Origin of the sequence: Actinocatenispora comari (assembly GCF_017312725.1) — a bacterium.
Classification (GTDB): Bacteria; Actinomycetota; Actinomycetes; order Mycobacteriales; family Micromonosporaceae; genus Actinocatenispora; species Actinocatenispora comari.
The window spans coordinates 183,766-200,051 of the sequence record NZ_BOPO01000006.1 but is presented as its reverse complement, the minus strand read 5'-3'; the positions used below and the strand labels follow the sequence as shown (position 1 = coordinate 200,051).

Here is a 16,286-nt window from a genome sequence, read left to right as displayed (position 1 = left end):
CGCGCCGGCCGTCTGAGGTGGTCTACACGGCGAGGGGCAGCGCGGGCGCCCGGAGCGCGCTGCGTTGTGGGCGGCCGGCAGCCGACGCTGGCAGCCGCCGACGTGGTGCCGGTCGCAGCGGCCGGGCCACCGCGACCGGTTGAGACGATCCTCGACTCTGGCCGTGCTGGCGGTGCGAAGCTGGCCACGTCGCGGTGTGGTGGAGCACGGGTCGGATGGTGGCGGGCGGCACCGGCCACGATCGGCTCGGCCGGGCCGTGCTCGGCGCCGGCCGATCCGGCGAGATTGTCGGCGCGTCGCCGAACCATCCGATCCACGACCGTGCGGCACCCGTTGCGCGGCGCGGCAAGACGGGTGCGGCCGGGCATACTGGCGCCGAGGGCGGCGCGGCCGGGCGTGGCCGTGGCTCGGCAGCGGCCCGCGCGGCGGTGGGGCCGGGGCGGGGTGGATCTGCTGACGCGACGTGCTGGTGCGCCAAGGACTGGGCACGCATGGCGTGGGCGGCCGGAGGGCAGGGGTATGCCCTGTAGCCGGTGCACTGCAGGTTGGTGCAACGGCCCGCCGCGCCCGGCGCGTGTGCGGCGAGGACATCGGTGGCCAGCTGCCACAGCAGCCGATCCTGAATGTCAGCCGGCGGCTCGATGCGCACGCGCCGCTCGCCCGAGGCCATGCCGGGACGCCTGTTCGAAGCGCCCCGGCCGGGGCCGTGATGAACGTCGGTCGTGTCGTGGGATGCCGTGGTGGTCATGGGCCGCATACCTTTCCTTGCACGATGACTGGATTGATCAGTGGTTGCGGGGGACCAGATCGATAGCGCGGGTGACCGCGTCGCGGCCCAGTTGCGGCAGCACCATGGTGTAGATCTGGGAGGTGGTGTCCAGGTCGGTGTGCCGCAGCATCTTCTGCACCACCGTGATGTCGACCCCGGAGGCCAGGGCGAGGGTCGCCGCACCGTGGCGAAGGCCGTGCAGACGGATCGGTGGCAGCCCGGCCTGGGCGATCATGCGGGCGAACTGACGCGACAGCCTGACCGGATGCAGGGGCAGCCCGGTCGGGTCGGTGAACAGCAGATCGTTGTCGTGCCAGCCTGATCCGGCCGACTCCCGCTCGAACCCGCGCTGCATCAGATGCGCCGAGAGCTGCTCGACGACCTCGTCGGGGATCGGGATGGTCGCCGACGAGCCTGCGGTCTTGGTCGGGGCCATCACCGGCGTCCAGCCATCCAGAGTCAGCTGCCGGCGGATGGTCAGCGTCCCGGCCCGCCGGCTCAGATCGGCCGGCGACAGCCCGCACGCCTCCCCACGCCGCAACCCGACGAACGCCATCAGATACCACAGCGCATACAGCCGGTCGCTGGTCGCGTAGTCGAGGAACTGACCGGTCAGCTCCGGGGTCCAGACCATGATCGCGTTGTCGGGCACGCGGCGGGTTTCGCGCCAGTGCTCGACGCGTTCCTCGGTCCACAGCAACTGTTCGGGTTTGACGACCTTCGGCAGCCGCCGCTCCAGCCCCGCGGTCGGGTTGGTCTGTAGGTAGTAGTAGGGGTCACGCATCGCCTCGTTGCAGATGTTGCGGACCAGGCCGCAGATGCGGGCGATGGCGGTGGGCCCGATCTTCTTGCGGTAGAGGGCGAGCTGCCGGTCGGCCGAATCACCACTTCGACGCAGCGCGTCGAGCTGTTCGTTGAATTCGAGGATCTCGTCGACCATGTCCAGGATCTGCCCGCTGTGCAGACGATCCAGCCGGATGTCACCCAGGTACGGCTTGATGTAGAGGCGAAGCTGGGACTCGTAGCTCTTGCGGGTGTTGGCCGCCCAGTCCCTTTTCGTGGGAAACCACGCGTCGGCGAACTCGGCCACGGTCGGGATCCGGGCCGACCCCAGCGGGGTGTTTAACCGGCGCCGCACCTCCTCGGCGCTGGGCAGCGGCCACCCATTGGTGATCGACCGGGCGATCAGGTCCCCGACCGTGGTCGCGGCCCGCCGATCGTCCGGCTCTGCCAGGTCCAGCAGTCCACGGATCGCGGCCAGTTCGGCTTCGGCGGTCGCGACACTGTCGACCGCCCGACGTCGGGGCCGGCGGTTGCCATCGGCGTCACGCGGCAGCTCGATGCGGTAGTTGGTCGTGCCGTGCCCGACCTGCCCGCGCTTCGGGCAGGCGGCACCCAACGATGTTCCGGTGCTGTCGGTGCACCAACAGCGCACATAGATCGATCCTTGAGCAGCCATGCGAGATCTCCGATCAGTTGAGCTGCGCGAATGCTCGCGCCGACAGGGCCGCTTGGGCCAGCTCGGGCCCGAGAAGTGGACGCCTGGCGCCCGAGTGCCGGGATCCGCACCCGGCGGGCGTCGCCGCGTTCGTCGGCGTCGAGTCGACGATCGCGCCAGCACCTGAAGCGGCGCGCTGTACATGCCGCGGTCGGCTACACGCGGTGGCCGGTGGTTGCGGTCGACGCCGGGTACGCTCACCGGCGTGAGCCGCCCATTACCGCTGCTGCGCCGTTGCGCGGTTCGTTGACGCTGGTTACCTGTACCCGGCTCTCGCGGCTGGGCTGTACGGCGTGCGAGCTGAGGAGTTTCGCCGCAGCGGGTTCCGGGTGGTGGCCGAGCCCCTGCTGCAGCTGCTGCGACAACGCGTCGAGCAGACGGTCCTCGAGGCGCAGCTGCTGCGCATCTACTGGTACGACGCCGCGCCCGATCAGGTGCATACCGTCGAACAGCGCGAGATCGCCGCGCTGGCGGGTGTCAAGGTGCGGCTGGGATGGCTGACCCCGCAGGGGCAGAAGGGCGTCGACTCGCTGCTGAGCGGTGATCTAGCCAAGCTCGCCGACCGCCAGTCGATCGATCACGCGATCGTGCTCACCGGTGACGCCGACATGCTCACCGCCGTCGACGACGCCCAGTCGATGGGTGTGCAGGTGCATCTGTGGGGCATCGATCCGGTCTACGGCGTCAACCAGTCGATGCGCCTGGTGTGGGAGGCCGACAGCCATACCACGTTTGATGCCCACGCCTTCGCTGACGTGTACACGCGACGCCCGCTACGTCACTCGGGGATGCGCACGGGTCAACCGATCCCCGCGAGCGCGACGCCGCCGAGCACACCGACCGAACAGATGCCCACCCCGGCTGATCTGACTCACCTGCGCCGGCCGCCAGAGCCGGTTTCTGCCCAGCTGGCGGTCGATCGCTCCGTGCGGCCCTCGTTGCCGGGCCCGGTGCCGGCAGCTTCGGACATCAGCGAGACGGAACGCCACGAGCTGACCGAGGTCGGAGAGTGGGTCGCTCAGGTGTGGCTGGTCGAACGAGGCCGCGACAACCTCAGCGAACTGCTGCCCGGCCCGATCTTGCCACCGGTAATCAACCACGAACTGATCACCAAGGTCGAGCAACACCTGCAACGTCCCCTGCGCGGCGAGTCCAACGAACCACGCCGCCGTCTCGTGCGCGACGGGTTCTGGGCTCGCCTCATTCGCGAGTTCGGCCACCTCGGCGGCGAGAACCCGCCCAGCCGCTGAACACGCGCCGCCCCGACACCCGGCCGGACCCGAACGCCGGCGCCCCTGGCCGATGGGTGCGGCGTTACAACGCCGACGCCGCCGGGACACTCGGCGTCTGCCGTGACGGCAGCGGCTGGCTGGTCTCGGTGACATCGCGCCACGTCAGATGGTTGTGCTGGTCGATGACCTGCTGCAACTGTGCCACTGCTCTGGCTTCATCGTTGTGGTAGCAGCGGCGGAAGATACCGTCCGGTCCGTCCTGGGTAGCGACCCGTCCATCGTCGCCGGCGTCTTCGAGTCCGAGCCGAATCCGGTCGCGCCCCCGGGAGCCTGACTGCCAGCATTCGACCAGGCGGGTCGGGGCAGGTTCAGCGATCCGACCGCGGCGGTCGGGTAGCCAGACGGTGGTCGAGGCGGCCCGAGCGGATCGGGGTACAGCAGCCACGGTCAGCTCACGGCGGGCCAGCCGGCCGTGGCCGTCAGCCCAGATTCCGTGCCAGCGCGGCTCGGAGGTCGAGTGTTGGACGGCGGCCTCTGGCCAGTTCCCCAGAATCAGCAGCACACAGTCGGTCTGGCGAGCCCGGGTCTGCAGCCGGATACGCATCTTCTGCGTCAACGGCGTGACGGGCTGGGCGACGACCATCCTCATCCCTTCGGCCAGTGCGGACAAGACCGCCGCCCACCTCTCGCCGGGGTCAGGCACCAATGCGGTCCGCTCACACGCGACCCCGAGCTCGTGGGCAACAAGCACCCCCCAGCGCGGCACCCCGACCACGCCTACCCACCCGCCATGCTCGGTGCCAGCGGCCGTCAGAGCCATCGCCAGGGAGGTGGCGCCGATGCCGTGGCCGATCGCAGTCACCCGCTGTCGCGACAGCCCGCCGGGAAGCAGCGCGCGAAGAGGCTCCGGCACCGGCAGACCTCCCATGGTCCCGCGCCGAAGCTGGCCATCATCGATGAGTTTCCGCAGCTCAGCCCCGTCCACCATTCCGACAGTTTCGAACATGCGTTCCCCAGGGGCAACGTCGAGGTGTTGCGAGCTTGTGCGGGGGGCCTCTGCGTCACGGCGACACCCCCGTCGCATCCGAGGTAGGAGCCGAAAGACATCATCACATCGAGGTAAGCTGCTATAGTCGTCAGGGTGAGCATGGACGCATACGCGGCGACGGCCGCGATCCTGGACCCACGGCGCCGATCCCGCGCGACGCCCGCCTCCGACGACGCACACAGTGACCAGGACGACGCGAAGATCTCGGTCCTGTCCGAACGGGAGCGCGTGCTCGGCCACCTACAGCTGGTCGCTGGAAAACAGAATGCCGACCCCATCCTCGCCGCATTGCAGGACCTTGCTGCAGTCCGGCGCGAGGTTGACCGGAGTACACGACAACTGATGGCCTACGGCCGTCGGTTCTTTCATCGCCCCTACACCTACAAGGAGCTGGCGGAGGCGACCGGAATGTCACAGACCAACGTGCGAACTGGATTCAACGAAAGCGACGTCGACGCGGTCGCGCAGACTATTGGACAGACACCATATCCCGAGCTCGCCCTGACAAGAACCGACCCTGACCCGGTCGACCCGGCTGCCATCGCCGGCATGCTGACTCGACTGGAGCCCTATTTCGACGATCCGACTCTGCCCGCGAGGGTCGCTGAACTTCTGGAAGCACGGGGTTACCGAGCGCATGTCCCCGAGGCACGGGAAGCCGGGAAGGTCGCGACCAAGCAGTATGTGCGCTGGGTGAAGCGGTGGCCCGACGGAAGCAGCAGTAGCTTGTATCAGGAGCGCGGCGTGCTCAGTACCGCTCCCAAGGTGACCGCCCCGGGGCGCCAATTCTACTCGGAGTGCGCCAAGGATGGTCTGGCCGGCATTGAGGAGAAGCTGGCAACCTTCGACGAACACATGACCCGCGACGCCTAGGTCGCCTTCGACGATTTCACTTCGCGCCGGACCGGATTTCCCGGCGCGAAGTGATTCACCCTTCCCTGGGATATGTCGTCATCTGGCTGCGGTGCCGCACAATCTTCAGCGACCGCTAACGCCGTTAGCGACCGATAGAGCGGCGGCGCGACGCTGAATCAATGAGCATGTCCATTGTTTTCTTCGACACATTACTCGCCCGCCAGTGCGCCAGCGCATGGCGTTGGGTTTGCACCCGTTCCGAGAGAAAAGTCAACTATAGTTCCAGAACACGCTCCGAGGCGCAATGCGAACCCGTTCCTGCAGGCCCACCGCAGCCGGGCGCGAAGGACGCGGCACGGATGTTCTTCGTGAAATCGTCGCTCATTGCGAGCGTCTCCGCTCGTGATGCGCCAACCCTTTGGGAGCCACCCTTGTCACGTTCATCGGTCGTCGGCGCAGCTAAGCATCCGTGGGAGCCGCTAGCCGACTTCACGTCGCAACGAGGAGAATCGCCGCAGCCACCTGCCACGGTTGTCGGCGATGGGCTCGGACAGAGCTGGCCCTTGCGCCTCTGCCGCCTTCTTTTCCGCGGGCTCGCGGCTGAGACCGAGCGTGGCGAGAAGTGTCGCGCTGGGCACCCGATAATGATGGCCCGTTCGCAGGACCGGTACCGGGAACTGGTTGTCACGTACGAGGCGGTAGGCGAGGGTGCGGCCGATTCCCAACGCGCGGGCGGCGGTGGCCAGGTCGACGACGGTGGGCGCGTCGAGTAGTTGTCGGATGCTGATCGGTGTGTGGAAGTCGTGGCTATCCATGCTGCTCTCCATTCGGGTTGAGGGTGTCGAGTAGTTGTTGGTGGTAGGCGGGTTCGAGGTCGATGCCGAGGTAGCGGCGGCCGGTGGTGAGGGCGGCGTAGCCGGTGGTGCCGGAGCCGCTGAACGGGTCGCAGACCAGCTGACCCGGGCTGGTGCCGGCGAGGACGGCGCGGCGGGCGAGGTCGGCGTAGCCGCCGGTGGGATGAGCGCGGGTGCGGGGGCGGGAGGGCAGGGTCCACACGTCGCCGGCGCCGGCGGGCCCGGCTTCGGCGCGTAGCGCGGCGCGGTCGAAGCGGTAGCGGGGGGAGCGGCTGAGAAGGAACAGGGCGTCGTGGCGGTTGTGGAGTCGGTCGGTGGCGCTGGTGGGGGTGGAGTTGGGGCGGTGCCAGATGATGTGGTTGCGCAGGATCCACCCGTCGTCGATCAGGCCGAGGCACACCCGCCACGGCACTCCGAGTAGGCACTTGGGCCGGTAGCGGCTGGCAGGTGGCCGGTGCGTTCCGTAGTGCGGCATGCGGACCTGCCTGCTGGCGGGGGAGGGTTGCCCGGCGTGGTAGTTGCCCCAGGAGCCGCCGTAGCTGTCGCCCAGGTGCAGCCACACCGTCCCGTCGGCGGCCAGCACCCGGGCCAGCTGCGCGAACACGGCACGCAGGTGGGTGAGGTAGTCGTCGAGATCCGGCTCGTGCCCGTACTGGCCAGTCGCGTGGTAGTCGCGCAGCCCCCAGAATGGCGGGCTGGTGAACACCAGATCCACTGAACCGTTCGGCACCGTGGCCAGGGCCGCGGCGGCGTCCCCGACCATCAGCCTCAGCCACGCTGCGTGATCGTCGAGGAGGGTGGGGGGTGTGGGGGCGGCGGGGGGAGAGGGCCGCCGCCCCCACTGGTGGGGAGTGGTGTCAGGCATCGTTTCCGCCTTCCAGGTGCGGGGCGGTGGCGACGACCAGCCAGCAGCTGGTGACCGCTGTCGGCTCGGTCGGGGCGCCCGGCTCGTGGCTCGTCTGGGGGTCGGGGGTGTGGTAGGTGAACCGGTCGCCGGTGGCGCCGGCGGGGTCGGTGATGGCCTGGATGTGGTGGATGGGCAGCAGCCCGGCGGCGGTGAGCTCGGCGAGGATGGGGCCGCGGTCTGCGCCGCGGTGGGCGGGTACGACGGCCACCAGGCAGCCGCCGTCGCCGACCTGGGCGGCGAGCTCGGCAAGGCCCGGCCCAGCCGGGGAGCTGGTCGGGTCGTGGGCGGTGATGACCAGGGCGGCAGGGGCGCCGTCGGGGTCGGGGCGGGTGCGGTAGCCGCGGGAGAGGGTGGCGGCTGCGGCGGCGAGGGTCGCGTCGGCGGTGGCGTCGTGGATGGTGTCGCGGCGCCGGCTGTAGATCGCGATCAGCCTGAGGGCCAGGGGGTAGCTGAGGCCCCGGGAGGGGCTGGGGTGGTCGGGGTTCAGGCTGGTGCGCCAGGTGGCCTGGGCCGTGTGGCGGTGTCGTGGAGTGCTCATGTCCCCCAATGAGCGGGGCGGCAGCGCCGAGATCTCAGCCTGTGCGTAGCCGTGCGAAAACAGCGCCAGCAAACCCGGCGCCGAGTTCGAAATTTGCCGATAACGGGCGTGGGCAGTCGGCCCGTGAGGCCGACAGGCCGGGCCGTTGTGCGTTGCTGTGCGATGCGCACTGCCGCATAACCGGTCTGTTGTGCGGTTGCTGTGCGGACCCGGGCGCCTGCTGAGGCGACCGGCCCCACCACCACACGACGCACGGTGGGGCCCCGAGCCTTCCGGGGGTTTGCTATGACACGCACCCATTCCACTGGCGACTGGCCCACTAACGCCCTCGACGCCGCGCAGACCGCGTTCGACTGGCTGTCGACTGGACCGCATCCGGTCTCGGTGGAGTGCACCGGGCTACCCGGCCTGCCACCCGGCCCGGTTCCCGTGAGCCAGTTGCGCCAACTGCTGCTGTCGGCCGACACCCCGCGCGAGTCCCGCGACGCGGTCTGGTCCCAGGTGATCGCCCGCGCCCAGTCGAGCGGGCCGGAATGGACGGTGGCTGCGGTCGGGCTGGCGCTGCCGGGGCTTCGGGCCGCTGCCGGCCGGCTGGCCGCCGGCTGGCACCGCGACACCGGCGATCTTGACGCCGAGATTCTGACCGCGTTTCTGGTCGCGTTGCGCGCCGCGGACCCGACCGATCGGCGGCTGTGCGCCCGGCTGGTACGCCGCGCTACCGCGGCGGGCCGCGCCCTGCGCCACGCCGACGCCGCGTCCGCCACCCCGCACTCCGACTACCCACAGTCACAGGCGCCACAGCGTCCGTACGGGCATCCGGACCTGCTGCTGGGCCGGGCCGTGGCCGACGGGGCGCTCTCGCTCGATGAGGCGGACCTGATTGGCGCCACCCGCCTGGAGGCGCAGCCGGTCGCCGGATGGGCCGCCCGCCACGGCGTGCCGGTCAGCACCGCGGTCAACCGTCGCTGGCGGGCCGAGGCCCGCCTGATCCAGCTCATCCGCGAGGGAGCGGTGACCGGGATCGTCCGGCCGCCAGAGATCGATCCGGCCGGTATCGGCTGACCCTGCCCTAGCGCGGCCAGGCTCGATCCGAGAAGCGCAGGGGCCGGCACTTTCGCACAAACCTGCGGACAACCCCTGCGAACAACCTCTGTGGATAACGCCTGTGGATAACGTCGTGAGCTGGGCTGTTAGTAGGTGTGCGGACTTGTGCGATGCCCGGCTGAGATCTCAGCCCCGTCTGTCGGGGCGTTGGGGGATATCGCAGGCCGCACCCGGCGCACCATCTCGGGCCGCGGCGCGATCCCCGGACAACGATCCGCCGGCATCCGAAGCCGGGCGCAGGCGCGGGGCCGTGGTCGACGCCGACCACGCCCCTGCTTCCGATCGGCGGGCCGCCGGGGCCGTGATCGCCTCCCGGCGCCCGCGTGGCGGGCCAGGGGGATGGAGGCACCCCGATGCTTGCCACCGCCGCACTCACCGAAGTCTCGCAACTGCTGTCCACGTTCACCGACCTGTACGGCGGTCTCGCCGCCCACACCGCGACCGGCCACACGGTCTTGGCCCTCCCGTCACCGAGCGGGTCGGGCGTCGCACCGCTGGCCCCACCGCGGCATGTGCCGGATCTGCACATGCCGGGGTGGCCGCTGGCGCAGCTGGACTTGTCGAGCCATTCACTGGCCGGTGAATGGCTGGCCGACAAAGCGAAGAAACCGAACTCGCTGCCGACGATCATCAGCAAACTGCGCCTGTGGATCATGGGCCTGCTGGCCGGGGTCGCCACCCTGTTTCTGGTCGTGGGTGGGGTGCGGTATCTGGCTGCCGGCGGCGACCCGTCCGAGGTCGAGCGGGCGAAATCGTCGCTGAAATCCGCCCTGATCGGCTACGCGCTGGCGGTATTGGCGCCGGTGCTTCTGACAGTTCTCCAGTCGATCATCGGAGGCTGAGCATGCCGTCGAACGTGAACGGCCCGATGGTCAACGCGATGATGACGGTGGTCATGCAGTGGCTGGCCGGGCATCTGATCAAGCCGCTGCTGGACACGCTGTTCGCCTTGTTGAAAGCGACCTCGTTTTCCAGCCCGGACGTGACCGTGATGCCGGCCGTGCAGCACATGGTCGGCAAAACGACCTGGATCGTGGCCTCCGCCTACGTCCTGGCATTCGTGACGGCCGGGATCATCGCGATGTGTCGCGACAGCCTGCAGGTTCGGCATTCCGCGGCCAGCCTGGCGCCACGGCTAGTGGTTGGTCTGGTGGCGTCGGTGATGTCGCAGAAACTGCTCTCCGGGGTCATCGAGATCACCAACGCGCTGGTCGCGCAGCTGACCGGAGACAAGATCACCGGCGGTAAAGCCGCCGAACAACTGGCACAAACGGCCCGCGATTCGCTGAACACCACCGGCGCGGTCCTGGGGCTGTTGCTGGCGATCTCCCTGGCCGTGTTCTGCATCGCGGCCCTGCTGACCTATTTGGTGCGACTGGGTGTGCTGGTGCTGGCCGCCGGGCTGGCCCCGTTGGCGCTGGCCTGTTTGGCGCTGCCGCAGACCGAATCGGTGGCCCGGCTGTGGGGGCGCATCGTGGCAGGTTGTCTGATCGTGCAGGTGCTGCAATCGCTGCTGATCACCATGGCGCTGCAGATCCTGACCGACCCGAAAGCCAACGAGCACCTGCAGATCAACACCCCCACTGCGAATGCGTCGCAGGTGATGAACGTGTTGATGGTGCTGGTCGTGCTGTGGGGCGCGGTACGTATCCCCACCCTGGTCTCCCGCGCCGTGTTGGGCACCACCGGATCGGGCGGGTCGCTGGCTGGCACGGCGATGCGGGTGGTGGTGGTCAACACCGTCGGTCGTGGATTCACGATGCTGCGCCGCGCCGGGACCGCCACCGCCGCCGCCAGCGGCGCCCGGACCGTGTCGCGGGCACCGCAGGCCACGACAACCACGACCCGCCGCCCGGCCACGCGCGCCCCGCACATCCCGACAGGAAAGCGGCCATGAACACCACCTCGTCGACTCGATCGACCGGCGTGCATCGCCTCGCGGAATCGAGGGATCGGCACGCGCCCCACGCCGCGAGCGACTTCTGCCGCCCGTTCTCTGCCCAGGAAAGTGAGTGATCACCATGGCCCCGCCCAACAGTTCAGGCGAGCATTCCGTCGGGGCGCCGGTACCGGCCGATCTGGATACCCCCGACACGATCGCCTACGGGCTCACCTTCCGGCAGCTGGCCATTCTCGGCGTCGCCGGGGTCATCGGCTGGCTGGTGTGGCAGGCGCTGCACACCATCGTTCCGGTCCCGGTCCTGATCGCCGCCGCGATCCCGGCAGCCGGGGCGACGGTGGCGATCGCGATGGGCCGCCGCGACGGGCTCAGCCTCGACCGGTGGCTGTTCGCCGCGATCCGCGGCGTGCGCGCCCCGCGGCGGCTGGCCCCGCCCGGTAGCGCGCCCGGCCCGCTTCCCGGCTGGGCACCTGCGACCACGGCGGCGCATCCGGCGCCGGCACTGCTTCGGCTGCCGGCGGCGGGGATCGGCGCGGACGGGATCGTGGCCACCGGCGACGGCGGGCACGCCGCCCTGGTCGCCGCCTCGACGCTGAATGCGTCGCTACGCACCGACGACGAGCAGCTGGCGTTGGTCGGCGCGTTCGGCCGGTGGCTCAACTCGCTGTCCGAACCCACCCAGATCGTGCTGTCGGCCCGGCCGGTCGACCTGCACGACCGGGCCCGCGCCCTGGCCCAGCGGGCAGGGCAGTTGCCGGACCCGGCGCTGGAGGCCACCGCCCGCGACCACGCCGCCTGGCTGGCCGAGCTCGCCGAGACCCGGCATCCGCTGCGGCGCACCAGCGTGATCGTCTGCCGCACCCCGGGCCCAGCCCGCGACGCCCAGCGTGCCGCGACCCGCACCACGCGCGCCCTGTCCGGGCTGGGGTTGGCGGCCAAGCCCTTGAACGCCGACACCGTCGGTGCGGTGCTCGCCGCCGCAGTCGACCCGTTCAACCCGCCCGCCGACGACCACCGCGCCCCTGCCCACACCCCCGTGCGCTACCGCAGCGCCGACACCACACCGGCCAGAGCCGGCGACACCCCGCCGCCCCGGAGCGCAGACCGGGACCCCGGTGCCAACCAGCGACGGGGTGACGGCACCGATCGAGGAGGTTCGCAATGACCACCAGCATCCTGTCGCGGCTGTGGAGCCGCCGCACCAGCACGCCCACCACCACCGCCGAGGCCGCCGGGCTGATGCCGGCACCGGCCGGAGTGGAGGTCACCGGCCGACACCTCGCGGTCGGCGACGGCTACGCCACCACGCTGGTGGTCACCGGCTACCCGGCCGAGGTCGGCCCGCACTGGCTGGAACCGCTGCTGACCTGGCCCGGCCGCCTCGACGTCGCCCTACACATCGACCCGGTCGCCCCCGCTCTCGCAGCGCAGCAGCTGCGGCGGCGCCGCGCCCGGCTGGAATCGGCGCGCTCTATCGCCGCCTCCCGCGGCAAGCTGCCCAACCCGGTCGCCGAGGCCGCCGCCGACGACGCCGCCGATCTGGCCGAACGCGTCGCGCGCGGCGGCACCCGCCTGTTTCGCCTCGGCCTGTACCTGACCGTGCACGCCGCGACCCTGCCCGAGCTGCAAGACGCCGCCGCCCAAGTCAAGGCATTGGCCTCGTCGCTGCTGCTGGACACCGCCCCGGCCACCTGGCGGCAGCTGCAGGGCTGGTGCACCACCCTGCCGCTGGGCGACGACGCCCTGGGCATGACCCGCGTGATCGACACCGACGCCCTGGCCGCATCGTTCCCGCTGTCGAGCCCGGAGCTGCCCGGCCCGCTACCGGGCGAGCCCGCCGGCGGCGGCGTCCTCTACGGCGTCACCCTCGACTCGCCCGGGGTGGTGTGGTGGGACCGGTTCGCCCAGGACAACCACAACGCGATCGTGCTGGCCCGATCCGGCGCCGGCAAGTCCTACCTGATCAAACTGGAAACCCTGCGCTGGCTCACGCAGGGCGCCACCGCGGTGATCATCGATCCCGAAGACGAGTACCGGGACCTCGCCGGCCAGGTCGGCGGCACCCTGATCGGGCTCGGCGAGCCCGGCGTGCGGATCAACCCCCTGGAGATCCCGCCGACCGAACGGCGGCGAGATGCCCTGACCCGCCGCTGCCTGTTCTGCCACACCGTGGTCGCCGTCCTGGTCGGCGAGACCCCACCGCCGGCCGAACGCGCCGCACTGGACCGGGCCGTGGCCGCCGCCTACGCCGCGGCCGGCATCACCCACGACCCGCGCACTTGGCGCCGCCCCGCCCCGCTGCTGGCCGACGTTGCCACCCAACTGACGGCCGATAGCGACGAGGCGGCGCACACCCTCGCTGCCCGGCTGGCGCCGTTCACGACCGGATCGTTCTCGGAGCTGTTCGACGGGCCGTCCAGCCACCGACCGGACGGGCACCTGGTCGTGTGGTCGCTGCGGGCGCTGCCCGACGAGCTGCGCCCGATCGCCACGCTGCTGGTACTGGACGCGATCTGGCGCGGTGTGGATGTCACCGAGACGGGCCGGCCCCCGATGCTGGTCACCGTCGACGAGGCATGGAACCTGCTGCAAAACGAGCACGGCGCGAGGTTCCTGTACCGGCTGTCCAAGGCGATCCGCAAACGCGGCGGCGGGCTCAGCGTGGTCACCCAGGACGTCGGGGACGTGCTGTCCACCGAACTGGGCCGCGCGGTGGTGTCCAACGCGGCCACCCAGATCCTGCTGCGCCAGGCGCCGCAGGCCATCGACCAGGTCGCCGACACCTTCGACCTCACCGACGGCGAGAAGCAGCTGCTGCTGGCCTGCCGCAGGGGAGAGGGACTCCTGGTCGCCGGGACCGACCGGGTGGCCTTCCAGGCCGTCGCGTCCCCGGCAGAGGACCGGCTGTGCCGCACCGACCCTCTCGCTGCCGGCGCGCCTGCCGCTAACCCCGGGGATAGCGCGCTGGACGACGGCGATCTCGGAGCCCTTCCCGCCGACGAGCAGACCTTCCCCGGCCTGGATAGCGCCGGGCTGGATGAGGACGACATGCCATGACTACCACCACAACCACCACTGCCCAGCACCTCCCAGCACACGCTGCCACCATCCACCTGCCGACGCTGCCGGACTGGCCGCAGCTCGCCGCCCTCGTTGGCCGGCCGGCCGTGTGGGCGATCGCCGCGACACTGCTTGTCGTGGTCTGCTCGGCAGGACCGGTGTGCCGCGGGCTGCGGCAACGCCGCTTCACCCGACACGGCCGCCGGCTGCTGATCCAGCCGCCGCCGCAGGTCGACCCCGACGGCGTCAGCCAGCTGTGGGCCACCCTCGCCGGGGTGCTCGCTGCGCCCCGCACCCGCCGGTGGCTGTTCGGGGTCCCGCACGTGGCGCTGGAGTACACCTGGTCCGGCCGTGCCCTGACCATCGGGTTGTGGATCCCCGTCCAGGTCCCGATGCGCGCCGTGATCGCTGCGGTGCAGGCGGCCTGGCCCGGCGCCGGCTGTCAGCCCGCCACCGATGCGCCGCCTCTTCCGGGCGGGGTTTGGGCGCGAGGCGGGGCGCTGATCCCGGCGCTGCCCGGCACCTACCCCCTCGAGGTCGCCCACTCGACCGACTCGCTGCGCCCGCTGCTCGCCGCCGGCGCCGGCCTGAAGGCCAACGAGGCGGCGTGTGTGCAGATCCTGGCGCGTCCGGCCACACCGCGCCAGCACCGGCGCCTGCGCACCGCCGCAGCCGGGCTGCGCACGGGCCGTCCGCACGCCTCGGCGCCGGCAAGCCTGCTGCGCCTCGGCCTGGATCTGGCGACACCCGGCGGCACCCACCGACACCACCACCGAAGCCCCACCACCATGGCGGATCCATTGCGGGAGCGGGATGCGCGGGCCGCGTTGGACAAGACGGCGCTGCCGCACTGGCAGGTCGCGATCCGCTACGCCGCCGCCGTGGCCCCTGCACGCACCAGCACCGAGCGCCGGATGCCGGGGGTGGTGCGGGCACGGTTGACCACCATCGCCCACACCCTCGCGGCAAGCTTCGCGGTCTACACCGGCCGCAACCACCTGCGACGCCGCCGCCTCGCCCGCCCGGCCCCGGTGCTGGCCGCCCGCCGCCTGGCCTCCGGGGCGTTGGTGTCGGTACAGGAGCTCGCCGGCCTCGCGGCCCTGCCGTTGGATGTCGCCGTGCCGGGCCTGGATCGGGCCCGCGCCAAGACCATCCCCGCCCCGGTCGCCGTACCGGCGGGCGGGCGCAACACCAAGAAGCTGGGCACCGCAGCCGCCGGCGGACACTCCGTCGCGTTGCCCGTGGCCGACGCCCGGCAACACCTGCACGTACTGGGCGCCACCGGCTCCGGGAAATCCACCCTGCTGTGCAACATGATCTGCGACGACCTCGCCGCCGGCCGCGGCGCCGTCGTCCTGGATCCCAAGGGGGACCTGGTCACCGACATCCTCGACCGGCTGCCCGCCTCCGCAGCCGACAAGGTGTGGCTGCTCGACCCCGACCAAGACCACACCCCGGTGCTCAACCCGCTCGACGGCAACGACCACGACCTGGTCGCCGACAACATCTGCGGCATCTTCGCCCGCATCTTCCAACGCCACTGGGGCCCCCGCATCGACGACGTGCTCCGCGTGGCGTGTCTGACCTTGCTGCGGCATGCCAACGCCACCCTGACATTGGTGCCGCCGCTGCTGCAGAACAAGCAGTTCCGGGCACGGATGACCGCCGACCTGACCGACCCGGACGGGCTGGGCGGGTTCTGGGAATGGTACGAGGAGATGAACCCGGGGCTGCGCGCCCAGATCATCGGCCCGGTCCTGGCCCGCCTGCGCGCGGTGCTGCTGCGCGACTTCGCCCGCCGCACCCTCGGCCAACCCCGCTCCACGCTGAACATGTCCCAGATCCTCGACCACGGCGGGCTCCTGCTCGCCCGCCTGCCCAAGGGGGCGCTGGGGGAGGACACCTGCCGGCTTCTCGGCTCGTTCGTGCTGGCGCAGGTGTGGCAGACCGCCACCACCCGCACCGCCATGCCCGAAGCGAAACGCCGGGACGCGTCGCTGTATGCCGACGAGTGCCAGAACTTCCTGACCCTGCCGCACTCGGTGGACACGATGCTGGCCGAGGCGCGAGGCTACCGGTTGAGCCTGGTACTCGCGCACCAGGACCTGTCTCAGCTACCGGCCGAGACCGCCGCGGCGATCTCCACCAACGCCCGCAACAAGCTGTACTTCGCCTGCGGCCCCGAAGACGCCCGCATCCTGTCCCGGCACACGCTGCCGGAGCTCGACGACCACGACCTGTCGCACCTGCACGCCCACACCGCCGCCGCCCGGCTGATGGTCGCCAACCAGCAGACCGCCGCGTTCACCCTCGCGACCCCGCCCCCGCGGCGGGTGCTGGGCGCCGCCGACCACCTGCGCCGCTGTGCTGCGGCCCGCGCTGCCACCGACGAGCAGCAGCAGGTCGCGGCGCTGCACCAGCAGGCCGGCTTCACCACCACCGAGCCTGAGATCGGTGATGATGCGCAGTGAACGATGCACCCGACCGCGCAACGCCGCATTCACCCGTTCGAGGGGTGGCT

13 protein-coding genes are annotated in these 16,286 nt (G+C 71.0%); 8 read left to right on the top strand and 5 right to left on the bottom strand.

All coding sequences use genetic code 11. The annotated features are described in order from the left end of the window. Positions 1–785: 785 nt before the first annotated feature. Positions 786–2,468 carry a tyrosine-type recombinase/integrase gene (locus NUM_RS03785; RefSeq protein WP_207123124.1) on the bottom strand — a complete coding sequence of 561 codons (1,683 nt, stop codon included), beginning with the start codon at positions 2,466–2,468 and terminating at the stop codon, positions 786–788. Between the two features lie 92 nt (positions 2,469–2,560). Here NUM_RS03785 and NUM_RS03780 point away from each other — a divergent pair, with 92 nt between their 5' ends. After that, complete coding sequence (locus tag NUM_RS03780) at positions 2,561–3,517, top strand: NYN domain-containing protein (protein WP_207123123.1); 957 nt, start codon at positions 2,561–2,563, stop codon at positions 3,515–3,517. A gap of 64 nt (positions 3,518–3,581) precedes the next feature. On the opposite strand, the gene NUM_RS03775 is transcribed toward NUM_RS03780, so the two are convergent. After that, positions 3,582–4,505: a hypothetical protein gene (locus NUM_RS03775; RefSeq protein ID WP_207123122.1), complete on the bottom strand. Its 924-nt coding sequence runs from the start codon at positions 4,503–4,505 to the stop codon at positions 3,582–3,584. Between the two features lie 135 nt (positions 4,506–4,640). Between NUM_RS03775 and NUM_RS03770 the strand changes: the two genes are divergently transcribed. Continuing rightward, positions 4,641–5,420 carry a hypothetical protein gene (locus NUM_RS03770; protein WP_207123121.1) on the top strand — a complete coding sequence of 260 codons (780 nt, stop codon included), beginning with the start codon at positions 4,641–4,643 and terminating at the stop codon, positions 5,418–5,420. 461 nt (positions 5,421–5,881) lie between these two features. On the opposite strand, the gene NUM_RS03765 is transcribed toward NUM_RS03770, so the two are convergent. From NUM_RS03765 to NUM_RS03755, 3 genes are all read right to left on the bottom strand, one after another. Next, complete coding sequence (locus NUM_RS03765; RefSeq protein WP_207123120.1) at positions 5,882–6,217, bottom strand: hypothetical protein; 336 nt, start codon at positions 6,215–6,217, stop codon at positions 5,882–5,884. Then, positions 6,210–7,019 (bottom strand): DNA-methyltransferase, encoded by an 810-nt coding sequence (locus tag NUM_RS03760; protein WP_207123119.1) that lies wholly within the window; start codon positions 7,017–7,019, stop codon positions 6,210–6,212. The genes NUM_RS03765 and NUM_RS03760 overlap by 8 nt, the downstream gene beginning before the upstream one ends. Positions 7,020–7,113: 94 nt before the next feature. Beyond that, on the bottom strand, positions 7,114–7,701 hold the full coding sequence (locus NUM_RS03755) for a hypothetical protein (protein ID WP_207123118.1): 588 nt from the start codon (positions 7,699–7,701) through the stop codon (positions 7,114–7,116). A 285-nt stretch (positions 7,702–7,986) separates the two neighbouring features. Between NUM_RS03755 and NUM_RS03750 the strand changes: the two genes are divergently transcribed. From NUM_RS03750 to NUM_RS03725, 6 genes are all read left to right on the top strand, one after another. Further along, positions 7,987–8,763: a hypothetical protein gene (locus tag NUM_RS03750; protein WP_207123117.1), complete on the top strand. Its 777-nt coding sequence runs from the start codon at positions 7,987–7,989 to the stop codon at positions 8,761–8,763. Between the two features lie 395 nt (positions 8,764–9,158). After that, positions 9,159–9,647, top strand: coding sequence for a pilin (locus NUM_RS37085; protein ID WP_225918306.1), 489 nt, complete (start codon positions 9,159–9,161; stop codon positions 9,645–9,647). 2 nt (positions 9,648–9,649) lie between these two features. Further along, on the top strand, positions 9,650–10,702 hold the full coding sequence (locus NUM_RS03740; RefSeq protein ID WP_207123116.1) for a type IV secretion system protein: 1,053 nt from the start codon (positions 9,650–9,652) through the stop codon (positions 10,700–10,702). A gap of 124 nt (positions 10,703–10,826) precedes the next feature. Then, the gene (locus NUM_RS03735) at positions 10,827–11,870 is read left to right on the top strand and encodes a PrgI family protein (RefSeq protein ID WP_225918312.1); all 1,044 of its coding nucleotides are present in this window, start codon (positions 10,827–10,829) and stop codon (positions 11,868–11,870) included. A 74-nt stretch (positions 11,871–11,944) separates the two neighbouring features. Next, positions 11,945–13,762, top strand: coding sequence for a VirB4 family type IV secretion system protein (locus NUM_RS03730; RefSeq protein ID WP_225918311.1), 1,818 nt, complete (start codon positions 11,945–11,947; stop codon positions 13,760–13,762). Then, positions 13,759–16,236, top strand: a complete 2,478-nt coding sequence (locus tag NUM_RS03725; RefSeq protein WP_207123113.1) for a type IV secretion system DNA-binding domain-containing protein — start codon at positions 13,759–13,761, stop codon at positions 16,234–16,236. The genes NUM_RS03730 and NUM_RS03725 overlap by 4 nt, the downstream gene beginning before the upstream one ends. Positions 16,237–16,286: the final 50 nt, after the last annotated feature.

Excerpts from the sequence above, each read along its gene's own strand:
- NUM_RS03775 (WP_207123122.1), bottom strand. The coding sequence starts at position 4,505 with ATGTTCGAAACTGTCGGAATGGTGGACGGGGCTGAGCTGCGGAAACTC.
- NUM_RS03760 (WP_207123119.1), bottom strand. The coding sequence starts at position 7,019 with ATGGTCGGGGACGCCGCCGCGGCCCTGGCCACGGTGCCGAACGGTTCA.
- NUM_RS03765 (WP_207123120.1), bottom strand. The coding sequence starts at position 6,217 with ATGGATAGCCACGACTTCCACACACCGATCAGCATCCGACAACTACTC.
- NUM_RS03740 (WP_207123116.1), top strand. The coding sequence starts at position 9,650 with ATGCCGTCGAACGTGAACGGCCCGATGGTCAACGCGATGATGACGGTG.
- NUM_RS03750 (WP_207123117.1), top strand. The coding sequence starts at position 7,987 with ATGACACGCACCCATTCCACTGGCGACTGGCCCACTAACGCCCTCGAC.
- NUM_RS03725 (WP_207123113.1), top strand. The coding sequence starts at position 13,759 with ATGACTACCACCACAACCACCACTGCCCAGCACCTCCCAGCACACGCT.
- NUM_RS03735 (WP_225918312.1), top strand. The coding sequence starts at position 10,827 with ATGGCCCCGCCCAACAGTTCAGGCGAGCATTCCGTCGGGGCGCCGGTA.
- NUM_RS03755 (WP_207123118.1), bottom strand. The coding sequence starts at position 7,701 with ATGAGCACTCCACGACACCGCCACACGGCCCAGGCCACCTGGCGCACC.
- NUM_RS37085 (WP_225918306.1), top strand. The coding sequence starts at position 9,159 with ATGCTTGCCACCGCCGCACTCACCGAAGTCTCGCAACTGCTGTCCACG.
- NUM_RS03730 (WP_225918311.1), top strand. The coding sequence starts at position 11,945 with ATGCCGGCACCGGCCGGAGTGGAGGTCACCGGCCGACACCTCGCGGTC.